At 44.4% G+C, this 14,591-nt stretch carries 10 protein-coding genes; all 10 read right to left on the bottom strand.

Annotated elements, in window-relative coordinates; translation table 11 throughout:
• Nucleotides 1-41: 41 nt before the first annotated feature.
• A complete protein-coding gene (locus tag R2R35_RS07140; RefSeq protein WP_317733815.1) occupies nt 42-2,258 on the bottom strand; it encodes a glycoside hydrolase family 95 protein in 2,217 nt (738 codons plus the stop codon).
• 97 nt (nt 2,259-2,355) lie between these two features.
• On the bottom strand, nt 2,356-3,264 hold the full coding sequence (locus R2R35_RS07145) for an ABC transporter ATP-binding protein (RefSeq protein ID WP_317733816.1): 909 nt from the start codon (nt 3,262-3,264) through the stop codon (nt 2,356-2,358).
• On the bottom strand, nt 3,227-3,907 hold the full coding sequence (locus R2R35_RS07150) for an ABC transporter ATP-binding protein (RefSeq protein WP_317733817.1): 681 nt from the start codon (nt 3,905-3,907) through the stop codon (nt 3,227-3,229). Before R2R35_RS07150 ends, R2R35_RS07145 begins: the two co-directional genes overlap by 38 nt.
• Nucleotides 3,908-3,914: 7 nt before the next feature.
• Entirely contained in the window at nt 3,915-6,749 is a 2,835-nt protein-coding gene (locus tag R2R35_RS07155; protein WP_317733818.1) for an ABC transporter permease, read from the bottom strand.
• A 13-nt stretch (nt 6,750-6,762) separates the two neighbouring features.
• Nucleotides 6,763-8,112 carry an efflux RND transporter periplasmic adaptor subunit gene (locus R2R35_RS07160; protein ID WP_317733819.1) on the bottom strand — a complete coding sequence of 450 codons (1,350 nt, stop codon included), beginning with the start codon at nt 8,110-8,112 and terminating at the stop codon, nt 6,763-6,765.
• Nucleotides 8,099-9,196, bottom strand: coding sequence for an efflux RND transporter periplasmic adaptor subunit (locus R2R35_RS07165; RefSeq protein ID WP_317733820.1), 1,098 nt, complete (start codon nt 9,194-9,196; stop codon nt 8,099-8,101). Before R2R35_RS07165 ends, R2R35_RS07160 begins: the two co-directional genes overlap by 14 nt.
• Nucleotides 9,180-10,253 carry an efflux RND transporter periplasmic adaptor subunit gene (locus R2R35_RS07170; RefSeq protein ID WP_317733821.1) on the bottom strand — a complete coding sequence of 358 codons (1,074 nt, stop codon included), beginning with the start codon at nt 10,251-10,253 and terminating at the stop codon, nt 9,180-9,182. The genes R2R35_RS07165 and R2R35_RS07170 overlap by 17 nt, the downstream gene beginning before the upstream one ends.
• A 101-nt stretch (nt 10,254-10,354) precedes the next feature.
• Nucleotides 10,355-11,494, bottom strand: coding sequence for a glycosyl hydrolase family 8 (locus R2R35_RS07175; protein WP_331670254.1), 1,140 nt, complete (start codon nt 11,492-11,494; stop codon nt 10,355-10,357).
• A 39-nt stretch (nt 11,495-11,533) separates the two neighbouring features.
• Entirely contained in the window at nt 11,534-12,928 is a 1,395-nt protein-coding gene (locus R2R35_RS07180) for an SGNH/GDSL hydrolase family protein (RefSeq protein ID WP_317733822.1), read from the bottom strand.
• Between the two features lie 65 nt (nt 12,929-12,993).
• Nucleotides 12,994-14,556, bottom strand: a complete 1,563-nt coding sequence (locus tag R2R35_RS07185; RefSeq protein ID WP_317733823.1) for a glycoside hydrolase family 43 protein — start codon at nt 14,554-14,556, stop codon at nt 12,994-12,996.
• Nucleotides 14,557-14,591: the final 35 nt, after the last annotated feature.

A 14,591-nucleotide genomic window follows, 5' to 3' on the forward strand; every position in this document is an offset into this window, starting at 1 on the left:
ATTTGAGCAATCAGACTTGAGGTATAAAAATATTCTGTTTATCATCGAAATACAAGCTGTTTTTCTTCTCCTGCCTGTAAATGGATTTCCTCCTTGTACACTCCATAGACTACAATAGTATGAAGCTCTTTGTCTGCCTTAAGACTGCAGCCGGTCAGACAGCCCTCCTGCCACTCCAGGCAAAGGCTGGCACCTCCCTTTACACGCAGGCCTTTTACGCTTCCATCCTTCCAGGCTTTTGGCAATGCCGGCAAAAGTACGATTCTTTCCACCGTACTCTGTACCAGCATTTCAGCTATAGCTGCGGTTCCACCGAAGTTTCCGTCTATCTGGAAAGGAGGATGATTGTCAAAAAGGTTAGGCAGTGTAGATTTGGAAAAGAGCTGCTCCAGATTATAATAGGCCTTTTCCCCGTCCCACAGCCTGGCATAGAGATTGATGATCCAGGCACGACTCCAGCCGGTATGACCCCCTCCATGAGACAACCTTCTCTCCAGGGTCCTGCTGGCAGCTTTTGCCAACTCCGGTGTCCCATCCACCGTTATCTGATCTGAGGGATGAAGCCCATACAAATGAGAGATATGTCTGTGTCCCGGTTCCTGCTCTTCATAATCCTCCGCCCATTCCAGTATCTGTCCATATTTTCCGATTCCTGTTGGCACCAGCTGCATTATGGCTTTTCCAATCTGCTCTGTAATCTCATCCTGAATATGAAGAATTTCTGCTGCCTTCAGACATTGACTGAATAAATCCCTGAGAATCTGGTTATCCATGGTAACACCTGCAGAAACAGCACCTCTGGTACCATCCGGCAGTATATAGATATTCTCCGGTGAAACAGAAGGGCAGGTCTTTAAATACCCCTTATCCTCGATCATATAATCAAGAAAGAATAAAGCTGCTTCCTTCATCACCGGAAAAACCTCTGCCAGAAATTTTTCATCTCCCGTGTATTCATAATGCATCCAATAATGCGTACACAGCCAGGCTGCTCCCATCACCCAGTAGGAACCGGGAATCCAATGATCCTGAACTGCCGTATCCCCCCAGATATCCGTGTTATGGTGGGCAACGAACCCCCGGCAGCCATACATTTTTTCAGCCGTCTTCCTGCCTTTTGGCATCATGCGCTTGATATGGTCAAAGAGCGGCCTGTGGCATTCAGAGAGATTACAGACCTCTGCCGGCCAGTAATTCATTTCTGTGTTGATGTTTATCGTATATTTGGAATCCCAGGCCGGGCGCATGTCTTTGTTCCAGATTCCCTGCAGATTCGCCGGAAGGCTTCCCTCACGGCTGCAGGAAATCAGGAGATAACGTCCGTAATTAAAATAAAGCCGGGCAAAACCCGTATCCGCTTTCCCTTCCTGTAAGGCAGCCAAACGTTTATCCGTGGGCAGCTTATCCGCTTCCACTTCTTCCTTCACTTGAAATTCCACCCTATGAAAAAGCTCTCTGTAGTCCTTTATGTGACGTTTCTTTAATTCCTCATAGGAATATTCTGAACTTTCTTTCAGTATTTCCTCCAGAGCTTTCTTTAAATCTGGGAATCGGAAAGTTGTACCTGCGGTAAATAACAAGGTTACCGCATCTGCCTCTCTAACAATAAGATGTTCTCCGATTACTTCACAGGTCCCGCCTTCTGTGACTGCCTTTGCCATCATGGCAAATTCCAGTCCGCCCTGTCCCAGATTTCCGTCCAGCATGATGGTATCTTTATCTATCCCCAGGGCATGATCATAATAACGTTCCCTTACAAGGAGTGCTGAAAAGGAGATTCCGCCTTTTTTCTCCGCGGTAAGTCTCATTACCATTACATTATCAGGATAGGAGAAAAAAGTCTCCCGGTGATAATTACCGGAATTTGTCTGAAAGCTTACCCTGTGTATGGCATCCGATAAGGAAAGACTCCGTTCATATGCCTCTGTTTCTCCTTCTATTCCAGAAAAACGCAGGTAGAAATCTCCCAGAGACTGATATGGCCTCTGACTCTGAGGAGTCCCTGACAAAGCATATATCATCAGTTCTTCTGCCTCTCTGATTTTTCCTTCCAATATCAGCTTTCTGATTTTGGGAAGATTTTTAAGGGCATCGGGATTGTTCCGGTCAATGTAACCGCCATACCAGACACTATCCTCATTGAGCTGCAGGTGCTCTTCCCTGACACCTCCAAATACCATTCCTCCCATTCTTCCATTTCCCAATGGGAGTGCCTCTTCCCATAAGGCCGCAGGCTTCTCATACCACAATCTGCTCATTTCCTCTGTCTCCTTTCGCTGTGCTGCTTATTCTTCCTTTTACTGAACGAGTAAAACTGCACTTTTTTCTTGGATGTACCAGAACCGGGACAAACCATCAGGTGGAAACCGCCTTAATAATTATCCTGTCCTGATCAAATTCTAAAATCACCTTATTATCCTGTACACCCATCTTCTCCAGCATTTCTGAAGGCAGCTGCAGGCGTCCTGCCCTGTCCAGGATGGTATATTCTTCATGCCCCTCTTCCCAGGCAAGCTCCTTTAGAGCTTCCAGATCATATCTTGCATGAAGTTCACTGCTGATCTTGCCGTCCTGGATGGAAATAACACGGTTTACTTTCCTTGCCAGGGCGTTATCGTGGGTTACAATGAGAACAGTAGTCTTTTTACTTCTGTTCAGTTCTCTGAAAATATCCAAAATATAGTCAGAGGTCTGTTTATCCACCGAACCCGTTGGTTCATCCGCCAATAAAAGCTTTGGAGCATTTGCCAGGGCAATGGCGATTGCAATTCTCTGTTGTTCACCTCCGGATAATTCCGCCAGTTTATTCAATTTGCGATGAGACATACCCACCAGCTCCAGGAGCTCCAGCGCATTTTCCTTTCGCTGCTTTTCTCCGGTAAACAGCATGGGAACCTGTATATTTTCCAATGCATTCAGGTAAGGGAAAAGATTTCTGGCATTATTTTGCCAGACAAATCCCACTGTCCTTTTCTTATATTCCACAAGCTCCTTCTGTGTCATGGTGAACAGATTTTTCCCATCCACCATCAGCTTACCCGCAGAGGGCTTGTCAAGTCCTCCTATCATATTTAGAAAGGTGGATTTTCCGCTGCCGCTTTTACCGACTACTGCTAACAGCTCCCCTGACCGGACTGTCATATCCAGTCCCTGTAGCGCCAGCACTTCGCTGTCTCTGGTCTTATAGATCTTAACCAGGTTATCGCACTGAATCATATAAGCTTCTCTATTCTCTGCCAACAAAACCACCATCCTCCAGCTCATATACCCGGTCACCCATTTCCATCAGATCTGTATCATGGGTTGTCATCAGTACCGTTATCCCTTCCTGTTCCGTCAGGTTCTTGAATATCTTGACAATCTGAAGAGCTGTTTTTGTATCCAGCTCCGCCGTAGGTTCATCTGCAAAGATGATTCTGGGCTTATGGACAATTGCACGGGCAATAGCAGTCCTTTGCTGTTCGCCGCCGGACAGCTCCTGGGGCATATGATCCATTCTGCCTGCCAGCCCTACCAGTTTAAGGCTTTCTCTCACCCTGTCATTCCGGTTCTTTTTTATTCCTGCCATTCGAAGCATGTATTCCACATTTTCATAAGCATTCATGGTGGGTATAAGGGCAACCGACTGGAAAATAAATCCCATTTTTGTTCTCCTGAGCCTGCAGCGGCTCCTTTCCCCCAGTTCCTCCAGACGTACACCGTCAAATATTGTTTCCCCCGAAGTAGCCGTATCAAGGGCACCTAAGATATTCATCAGGGTCGTCTTGCCCGAACCGGAGCGGCCTTTTAAGATTGTAAGCTTTCCCTCCGGAATTTCCATGGTTATATCCTTAAGTACATGAAGACTGTTTCCGCCGGGAATTGCAAAATATCTGTTAATTCCAATGGTTTTCATAATCTGATTCATATCCGACTCAATCCTCTCCTAATTTTAAGGCTTTGGTCACTTTCATATCAGAGATAAGCTTACCGATTATCAGCATACACAAAAGCACCATTGCAGCTACAATTACCAATACCCGTACCCTGTCTGCTCCCTGCTCCATGATTTCAAGAGGAAGAATCTGTTCAGATGACGTATATGCTATCTGAATCAGGGGTACGAACAGCCCGGATACCAGTCTTCCGATAAATATTCCAAAGAAGATAGGCAGTACCGATAAAAAGAATTGTTCTTGCACCAGCATCCCTATAATTTCTCCCAGGGTCATACCCATGGCACGCAGTACACCGAATTGCAGTGTTCGGGTAAAGATAGATAAAATCCAAAAGATCAGGAAGCCAATTGCACAGATCAGAAGGATGATAATAAATCCCAGTGTGAGGATACCATTGGTTCCCTGGTAAAAGGGATCGTTGTTCTTTTCTATGATATTTGCTGACAGATCTTTAAATACCTCAAACTGCAGGTTGTTTTGACTAGCAAAATCATAGATAAAAGAAGAGGAACCGCTGGTCTTTATCCATATCTGGTAAGGTGTTATCCCCCATTCTTTCTGTACTTTTGACAGATTAGCCACAATCAGGAATTGATTTACCTCGGCAGCTTTCCCGTCTTTGCCTTTTTCCAGAGTTACCGGCGCATAAGACGGCCAGTAATCCACAAAGCCCTTAATTATGCCGGTAAGACTGCCTTCCTCGCCGGAACAGGTTATGGTATCACCGGTCTTATAACCCAGCATATCCCTGAAATTAGAAGATACCAGTATCCCATCTTCCGAACTTCCCATTTCGTTGAGGTAGTTATACCAATGGGTCTTTAGCAGTCCGTTCTTAAAGTTTACCGTTTCTCCGAACTCCTTTGTCTGAATCCCCATAAGTGCTGTGCTGATCTTACCACCGTTTCCATTTACCAAAAGCCCTTTATCCATCAATACCTTTGTTACTTTTTCAATTCCCTCAAGTTCCTTATACCTGTCAAAGTCCGGTTCCGTATAGACTACAGTAAACTGGCTCTCATCTACATTCTGTCCCATGGCTTTTAAGGACGCTACATATGCCTGGATATCCTCCCGGTTGCTGACCCATTTCTCCTGCAAGACCAGATCTGCACCTGTGGTATAAACGATGCGTTCCTCTTCATTGCCGTTAATGGTTCTGGCTAAAGTAGCATCGAAAATCCCCAGAGAAACCGTGAGTATAAGGAAAAGCAGAATAAAACCCTGGTTATCAGAAGCTTTGTTAAGCTTCTGGAAGGAGGCATAAGCTGCCGGGTTCCAATGATTTTTTCCGGTACAGAAGATAACCTCCGTCATAAAAGGGAACAATCCCTGCACCAGAAAAGCCATTCCCAGTATAAAGAAAATAGCTCCGCAGAACAACAGCGGATCAAGACCTTTTCCGGCTGCCAGTGTATCTGCATGCAGTCTGAAATTATACAGACTGTAGCCTGCAATACCAAGGAATACAGCACCTGCCACCAGACTTTTGAGCACTGGCTTTCCGGCTTTCTTATTCAGCTTCCTCTTGTAGGATACAATGGTCTCACCGGTGTGCCAAAAAGCCAGTGCCAGGGTTATGACCAGGGAAATCACCCCACAGAGCAAAGACGCAAGAAAAGCCTTTCCTGTAAAATCCACCTTAAGAGCAGTTCTTGATACAAACTCCAGGAAAGCATTGGAGTTTCCAAGGCTGTAACAGAAAAAAAGCCCCAGTGGGATGCCAAGTAACAATCCCAAAATCGAAAAGATGATACCCTGATACAGATATATCCTGATAATATGCCCGCCTGAGGCCCCCCGGCTCTTCAGCATGGCAATGTCTCCACGTTCATTTAACATCATCTGCTTGTTTACCATATAGATAAATACCAGCAGCAATATAAAAATAGGAATTTCCAGCAGAAAAAGTATGTTATTTAATCTGACCTCTTTCACTTGAAAATCCTGTAACAACTCACCAAAGTATTCCTTGTAACTGTAACAGTCCATGGCTTTGACCTTTTCACTGAACCGTTCCAGAACAGATGACATGTTTCCTACCTGCCCCGATTTGATGTTGCTGTAATCCATAAGCACATAAAAGATACTGTTCCATTTATATTCTGGTGCTTCATAATTTACAAATAGCTCCCGGAATAAGTTCTCCTCCATAAAAAACTGCTTGGAATAGGAATCGGGACTTTTTACCCAATAGACATCCTCACTTTCTGCATTCTGAAAGACTCCGGTTATCCTTATCTTATAGGGATTTCCTTCTTTATCCCTGGCATCTGCCAGATAAAGCTCTTCCCCTAACATGAGATCCTGCTCCATCATGGCTTTCCGGCTTACGATAACCTCAATGGCACCGTCTACCAGCTTGTTGCTGTAGGTCTTACCGGAAAGAAAGGTTATATGATCCTCCATACCGGAAAGAAAAGAAAGGTCCAATACCTGGGAATTTACTTCTTTTTCCTCCGGTGCATACAGATAGTTGGTGCGAATATAATAATTTCTGATAATTTCCCTGGCTTTCAGCTGCATATCGGAGGAAAGGCTGTCCGTCAGGTATTCCAGTTCCTTTACCTTACCCGCTACGCTAACATCACTTCTGGTCCTGTCCATTCGGATCTCCACTGCAGTCTGCAAAGGATAAACTCCTGTAGTCTCCATGGCATTATTCAGTTCTTTCACCAGCAGCCTGTTCAATACTGCATTGGAATAGACCACACTTCCTGACACCATACCAATGAGCAGAAGGTTCCCCAATATCAGACTGGCAGCCATCCATTTTTTATTCAATATTTTATGTATTACATATTTAAACATAAGAACCCCCTGCCTAATCCACTACTATGTTCTGTCCCGCAGACAGACCGCTGTACACCCACATATCCGTTCCATTATCTCTGCCGGTAATATACTGTCGTCTGAGGCTGCCGTCACTGTCCTTCTGGTACACGAATTTTCGGTCATTTTCCGTTTTAACTGCCTTAATCGGAATAATCGGAACCTGCTCAACGGCTACAGCTGCCGCTGAAATATTAGCCATTTGGATGGTGTTCATTAGTTCCGGGTCATCCACTGCAACATACAGCATACCTGTTGTTATCTTTCCTTCGAACAAAGAATCACTGGAAAGGACTCTGCCCGTGTGAAGATTATCCTTATCTTCTTTTCGGTTTGTGATACCTGTCACCGAAACTTTCATATCAAACCAAAGGCTTTCATTTCCGCTTACCTCTGTGCCTAATACGGCACTCTTTTTATCCAGAATGGTCAATAACACCTTCCGGTTGTCAATCTCCATAGCTTCCGAAACGCCATCCCCTTTATGGATGATTCCATCATATGGAGCATACAGATATTGGAGTTCTTCATTTGCTTTTATTGTGTTGATATCTTCTTTTTGTATATCCAGGGCTTTTTCTGTCTGGTAACAATATTGCTGAAAAGAAAGTTTCTGCTTCTCCAGGTTCAGCTTTGCTATTTTTTCATCATAGGTCCCCTGTTCCAGAATTTTAAGCCGCTTCTCACTCTCGTTTATCTCCGCTTCTCTTTGCCGGCTGGCCAGCTCATATGCTTCAAGATTCTGCTTCAGCTTCAGTTCCTTCTCCTCCAGACCGATTGGATCAAAAGGAAGCCGATAGGATAGCAGCTTCTCTCCTTTTTTTACCTCTTGTCCTTCCTCCACCAGATAGTTAACAAAGGTGCCGTTGGGATAAGGTATAGACAAGCTGTCATATCTGAGAAATTTCCATTCCAGGTTCTTTAAAGTCCCTTTTTCCTCATAATTACCGATTACGACCTCTTCATAACTTACTTCTATGTCTTGATCAGATTCTGTCTTAAGGCTTTCTCCTCCGTTATTAGATGCTTCTGTCTCTGGGTTTTCTCCTCCGGCCATGCCCGTTTCTGTTTCTGGACTTTCCTCCCCGGTCTTTGCTGTTTCTATTTCAGGGCTTTTCTCCCCGGTCTTTGCCGTTTCTGTTTTTGGGTTTTTCTTCCCGGTCTTTGCTGTTTCTGTTTTTGGGTTATCCTTCCCGGTCTTTGCTGTTTCTGTCTTATGGCTTTCCTCTCCGGTCTTTTGGAAGACGGACTTACCTTCCGCCAGGGTAACTCTGACGGTTATCAGAGAAAGCGCAAGACTGCCTGCTGCTATGAGGCATATTATTTTTCTAGCCTTTGACATATACCACATCTCCTTCCTTCAGTCCGTCTTTTATCTCCACCTGTATGCTGGTCTCTGCTCCCGTCTTAACTACCTGTTTTACCAGGGAACCATCAATTACCAGGTAAACAAAAGTTTCTTCTCCGTCGCTGTTCAGCGCAGTCTTTGGAATACTGAGGACATTGTTTTCCACCTTATTTTTTAGACAGATACAACCATAGTCTCCGGAAGCATAATCACCGCTCTCTTTGAATCGAAAACGACTGCCCATACCGGTGGTGCTGTCCTTCATACGCAGCAGTTCCTCAACCGTATAGGGATCATATTCCAGCGGATACTCCCTGCCCTTTATCAGTGCATACACCATCTCAGTCTTTTCTACCAGAGCTTCTTCCAGATACTCACTCTGGATATAGAGCCCGGAATAATCTGCAAGGTATAAAGCGATATCGCCTTCTTTGACTGGCATACTTAAATGAGTTTCTTTTAAATAAACCACTTTACCGTCAACAGGTGCTGTAATCTGAAAGGAGTTCAGGCTTTTCTCCAACTCCTCTATCTTTACCTGCAGTTTCTTTTCATCAAAATCCTTCACTTTTATGTATTGCTCCAGCAGCAGTTTCTGCCGGTCATAATTTGCCTGAATCTGTGCGATTTCTATAGCCGGCGCCTTCTCTTCCTGCTTCTGCTTCAGTGTAAGTTTTTGAATTTCAAGCTCCAGCTTCTGTATTTCCAATTCATAGTATTTGTTCACTTCAGAATCTCTCAGCTGTTTCTTCAGGGACGCCAGTTCCTCTTCCAGTCCTTCGTTTTTTAAAAGGAACAGAGTTTCTCCCTTTTTCACCGTATCACCCAGGGCTACCTTAACTTCAGCTACTGTACCCTCCGCACCAAAGGTAATCTCCTTCAGCTCCGGAAACACCTTTCCGTCATATGTGCTCATTTCAAACAAAGCACCTCTGGTAACCACCGCGGTTTCCAGCTGTGTTCCTGCTGACTCTGACAGCACCGGCACGGACTGCTCCTTTTTTTCACAACCACTTAGCAGAAGCACCATCAGACATACTACTGCACATTTCACTCCCAATCTATTCCAGTATGACACTGTCGCCCTCCTCAAGACCTGACAGAATCTCAATTTTCCTTTCTGCAATAAATCCGGTCTTTATTTCCTTCACGCTTTTGAAGCCATCTTCATCCTCTACATAAACTACAGATGTTCCGTTTTCTTCATGGACAGCAGATGCAGGCAGATAAAGCACATCCCTGGCTTCCTTTAAAATCAGGGTGATTTCTCCTTTGGCATCCATCTGAAGCCTTTCTGGTTTTTTCACAGCTTTTAGGTAAAGGCCTTCGGCTTCATTTTTCTTTTCATCCAGAGCAAGGACCTCTGCTTCCACCGTTTCTCCAAACATCTTAACCGTTACCTTATCACCCGGTGCGAGATACTTGACATTCTCTCCTTCAGCGTAAAAGAGCATTTCCTCTGGATCATAAATAGTAATCAGAGTCGTCTCTGCCTTGGAAAAGTCACCACTTCTGTAACCGGCGATAAAAGATACCATACCGTTCATTCCTGCCAGGATTCTGTGCTTGTTCAAATCCTCCCTGGCATTCTTAAGTCTTTTCTGAGTGATATAGATACTATCCTCCAGTTTTTCCATATCATTGTCATACCCTGAAATATCTCTTTCATATTGCTCACCGATATTTACGGTATAGCCTTCTGTGGCTTTGAGCTTCTTAAGACTTGAAGCTGCAAGCCCTTTTAATTCCTTCAGATTCGAAAGATTCAGATTCAAGGATTCCAGATTATCGTTATATTCCTCTATCTTACTTCGTGTATCGTCCATAACCAGGTCAGCCAGGATATCTCCTTTTTCTACCTTGTCACCTTCTTTTACATAGATATGGTCAATGACTTTTCCACTGATGGAAAACTTTAAGTCTTCCTTATTAAGCGCCGTATAGGTGCAGTCAATTGACACACTTTCTATGATATCTCCCCTCATGACCTCTGCTTTTTTATACGCTTTCATCTCTTCTGTCTTTATCACAGGGGCCTCCGGCAGTACTTCCTCTTTTGGAAGGCAGCCCTGGAGCAGTACTGCCATTGCAAGCGTAAAGACCAGTCTTCCCCTGAACTTGATTCCATTTCCCATAAAACCTCCGTCTGTTTACAGCTTCCTGTAGAGCATCAAATGTATAATTCCAATAAAGGGAGACACTGCCGGCTAACGGCTCTGTCTCCCTCCTTCTCTAATCAATATATCCGATATCTACCTGCCAGCATCAGCAGGGAGAAGAAATACAGACAGTTATCGTAATATCTTCTCTCACCTTTTCTAAGAGGAGTATTCAAGAAATTTCTGACCCAATCCATTCTGTATTTCCCTTTGGCTGCCAATGACCCCGCCGCATTGGTGGCTATAATAGCTACAGGGTGAAGTGCCGGCTGCCCCAGAGAGGTTCCATCAATGAGATAATTGTCATACTCACCCAGTTTTGTATTTTCAGAGAAAAATGCCTGTAACCGGTCAATAATCTCTCCCAGGGCTTCTTCTTTGTTGAACCAGGCTTTCTCCAATCCGATATTCATGGCAACCCTATAGGCATCGGAATAAAATTGACCGTCATGGAACAGCCTCTTTGGCGTACCATCAAATTCCGCATATTCCGGTGCCATGCCTGTCTGCGGATGGCATGCCAGCAATAGATATCTCCGGCTCTCTTTTGCCGCTTCTTTAAAGAACTCCCGGTCTTCTTCTTCTGCCCATTCCGCAAACAGCTCATAGAAGTGGGGCAGATGATAGGATGGATCGGAAAAAGGGGATTCCGGAACAAATTTGATATAATGGTTCTCAGGCTCCCACATTGGGTTGCCTTCCTCCGTCAGCTCATGCTGATGAATACAATGCTTTAAGATATTCCTTGCCTGCGCCTCGTAATCAAAAGGTGCTTCTCCTTCTCCCCAGCGGTGAGAAGCGAAAAAGAGTGCCAATGCATAATATTCTTCTCCGTCCGGTGCAGGTCCTTCCGCATTTTTCTTCCCATCTGTTGCTACGGACCAGGCAAAATATCCTTCATACTTTCCGCTGCTCTGATACATGTATGTCTTTGAAAAAAGCCATAATTTGTCAAAAATATCCTTCCTGTCCATCTGCACCGCCATCATCATGCCATAGCTCATGCCTTCGGTCCTTGCATCAAAATTTCCGGTATCCATCATATAACCTTTGTCCTGACCCATTTCAAAATAGAACTTTTCCTGCTCATCAAAAAACATGGTGTGAAATGCTTCCTCTATCCTGCGGTTGATTTCCTGCTCCGATAGTCCTGCTTCCGCCAGTAGATTCGGATAGCTTCCTGTATAAAATGCACCGTCCTTCATATACTCTCCCATCTGCGTACCTCCGTACACGTATAACTTAATATACTTCCATTATCTTCCGGTATATCCAAAGGCCATTATGGTAAATTCCTTTTCTTCATTTCCTTTGGCCATTTTTATTTCAATCCTGTGTTCAGCCGCCTGCTCTTCCTTAAGAAGAACCACGGTTATTGGATTGTTCCAGCCGTTTTCCTGATGTCCGTTATAAGTTCCGATTTTTTCTCCGTCTATATAAACTTCCGCTTCTCCAAAGGTATCTCTGCTGCTTACCTTATACGCCATTAAGAGATTCTTACAGTTCAAGGTCATAGAGAAGCTCTCTTTCTCGCCATCCTTTTCATGTTTCCAGTTAGCAGGAAAGCTGCGTCTTTCCGGTGCATAATACAGACCAACCAATTCCTTGTCATTTCCAGAAAAACCACCTTTTTTCAGGATGATTTCTTTTTCCTGTATTTCTGCATCCAGCATTTTCAGCTCCTCGTAAGCATTGCCAAAAAGAGTCTTATCCGTTACCAAAGCATCGGTATCCGATGATATACTTGCAGCCACCGTATCAAAATAAAAGCCTATACAATCCTTCATAATCTGATGACCAAAATCCTTGGGATGGTATTCATCAGAAAAGAACTCGTCCTCTGTAATTTCTCCGGTCTCCAGTTCAGGGACCACTGCATTCTTAATACTTATCATGGGCAGGTCATAGAAATCACCCAGGGGCTGATAAAAATCCTGCATATTCCACTTGCTCTTGAATACACTGAATACCAATACAACTGCCGGCTGATTCGGCTGGTTCAGAACTTTTCTCACCATACTTTCGTATGCTTCTCCATTGGTAGGTTCCTGGTAATCATTCACCGCAAACTCTATAAATACAATATCCGGCACTGTTTTTCCGTAATCCGTAACGTCCCTGTCATAGCGAATAATCCCTAAAGCAGAAGGAGTACCACCCATTCCAGCATTTACAAGCCTTATATTTTCCCCTTTATCTTTCCCGAATTTTTCCGAAAAAGAAAGCCAGGATTGATACGCATAACAGTTTTTATAGGTGGATGCTCCAGCACCTTCTGTAATGGAGCCCCCAATATAGGCAACCGTTACCTCTTCCCCTTTTGCCGCCTTTTCCATAACCTTTTTCATTCTGAAATTGTTTCCTGAAGATAACAAAGATCTCTCTATCATCCTCTCATACGCCTCCTCTTTACCGTCTGCTGCATGTTTTTTTTCATCTGCTGTTTCCTTCTCAACAGGAGCTTCCTCTGAAACCTCCGTTTTATTGCTGCTCTCTTCCTGTTTAGGTTCCCTGGAGGTATTCGAACTATCTTCCAGTGTATTTTCCAATTCCTTTCTTTCGGAATCCGATTTCGCTGCCTCATTCCCTGAACAGCCGCAAACAGAGAGTAGGGTGAGCATTATCAGCAAAATATAGAATCTTCTACACATAATTCACCTTTCTTCTACAACCAGCAGGATTAATTTATACCTTTAGATATCGATAAGAATTAATTCTAATAACGTATGGTAAATTCCAGAATATCCAGGGTATTGTCAGATACTCTCCCATTAGAAGATGCATATACACCTATGGTATTACCAACAAAACCTCCGGCTACCTCCGTACTCATTTCATGTATATCAACATCACCTGCAAGCAGCTCCTCCTTGCCTTCTGTTTCCAGAAGAAAATTAGCCTTCTGCCCTTCTCCCCTGACCTTCAGTGTAAGCTTCACTCCGTTTTTCATATCCTCACCTGGCTGTATTTCTTTTTCCGCCAGCAGACTGTCTTTTCCTCCGGTAACCTTTATTACCTGGACTTTTAAGTGGTCTTGGTTTTCTCCTCCGCTCTTCACACAGAACAGCATATGATACTCATTACTTTGCAGGATAACAAGTCCTGCCTCCTCTCCTTCCTCCAATACAGGAACAGAAAGGGTCTGAACTGCCTCATAATGGTATTCCAGCTGTCTTAGCCCAAGGAAAGCAGGGCTTTTCTTCTCCTTTAAGGTCTCAGGTAGAAATTGCAGGGTAATCTTATTTTCTTCCTCTTTATAAAAGAGGCTCTCAGGATTTCTTAACATTACCCGGTCAAATTTGTTTGTGCTGCCTATGAGCTTTTGCAGGCTTCTGTCCCTGCCTTCTGCCGGAGTAAAAGGCAGCATAACCTTATCCTCCAGTTTACCGACACCGGGATTGACCACCGGCCAGCCGTCCTCCCAGAACACCTTAGCCAGAAAAGTCTCCCGCCCAAGGCCCACGTAGCCCTCGCAGCGTCTGCTCGCAAGCATCACCAGATACCAGTTGCCCAGAGTATCATCTACCAGATCAGCATGGCCAACATATATAACCGGATAATCTTTTCCCAAATGTCTGTGTGTCAGAATGGGGTTATTGGGATTGTTTTCATAGGGCCCAAAAATTTCCTTGCTTCGTGCAACAGTCACCGCATGATTGGGACCGGTTCCGCCTTCTGCTATCATCAGGTAATAATAACCGTCTTTTTTATATAGATGAGGTCCCTCCGGCCAAATGACATCTCTTAAAGCACCTTTCCAGATGGCATGACTTTCCTCCGTCAGTTTCATGGTGTTAAGATCCAGCTTCTGTACCCAGATCTCCCAGTCACCATTGTAACGCACTCCTGACGGGTTGGGTCTGGTTCCTACATAATAACAGGTTCCATCCTCGTCAAAGAAAAGACTGGGATCGATTCCCCCGGCTTCCGGTCCCAGAAGAAAGGGTTCCGACCAGGGACCTTTTGGATCAGTTGCTGTTACGATAAAATTGCCGCCTCCCGATACATTGGTAGTAATCATATAAAAAATACCGTTATGAAAACGTATGGTGGGTGCAAAAATTCCACCGGAGTGACCGCTTTCCTTTAAAGGAATCTGTGACTCTCTGTCCAGAATATTGCCTATCTGCTCCCAGTCTGCCAAATTCCTGCTATGCCAGATGGGTACTCCGGGAAAATAAGCAAAGCTTGAGTTCACCAGGTAGAAATCCTCACCAACCCTGCAGATGGAAGGGTCGGGGTAAAAACCGTTTAATATGGGATTTGATGCAGTTATCATAGGAATGTCCTTTCTTATATTGCCAATATAATTTG

Origin of the sequence: Anaerocolumna sp. AGMB13020 (assembly GCF_033100115.1) — a bacterium.
GTDB lineage: Bacteria > Bacillota > Clostridia > Lachnospirales > Lachnospiraceae > Anaerocolumna.

Bases quoted from the DNA above. Each gene is read 5' to 3' on its own strand.
- R2R35_RS07185 (WP_317733823.1), bottom strand. From the start codon at position 14,556: ATGATAACTGCATCAAATCCCATATTAAACGGTTTTTACCCCGACCCT.
- R2R35_RS07150 (WP_317733817.1), bottom strand. From the start codon at position 3,907: ATGAATCAGATTATGAAAACCATTGGAATTAACAGATATTTTGCAATT.
- R2R35_RS07155 (WP_317733818.1), bottom strand. From the start codon at position 6,749: ATGTTTAAATATGTAATACATAAAATATTGAATAAAAAATGGATGGCT.
- R2R35_RS07145 (WP_317733816.1), bottom strand. From the start codon at position 3,264: ATGAGCTGGAGGATGGTGGTTTTGTTGGCAGAGAATAGAGAAGCTTAT.
- R2R35_RS07170 (WP_317733821.1), bottom strand. From the start codon at position 10,253: ATGGGAAATGGAATCAAGTTCAGGGGAAGACTGGTCTTTACGCTTGCA.
- R2R35_RS07160 (WP_317733819.1), bottom strand. From the start codon at position 8,112: ATGTCAAAGGCTAGAAAAATAATATGCCTCATAGCAGCAGGCAGTCTT.
- R2R35_RS07140 (WP_317733815.1), bottom strand. From the start codon at position 2,258: ATGAGCAGATTGTGGTATGAGAAGCCTGCGGCCTTATGGGAAGAGGCA.
- R2R35_RS07175 (WP_331670254.1), bottom strand. From the start codon at position 11,494: ATGGGAGAGTATATGAAGGACGGTGCATTTTATACAGGAAGCTATCCG.
- R2R35_RS07180 (WP_317733822.1), bottom strand. From the start codon at position 12,928: ATGTGTAGAAGATTCTATATTTTGCTGATAATGCTCACCCTACTCTCT.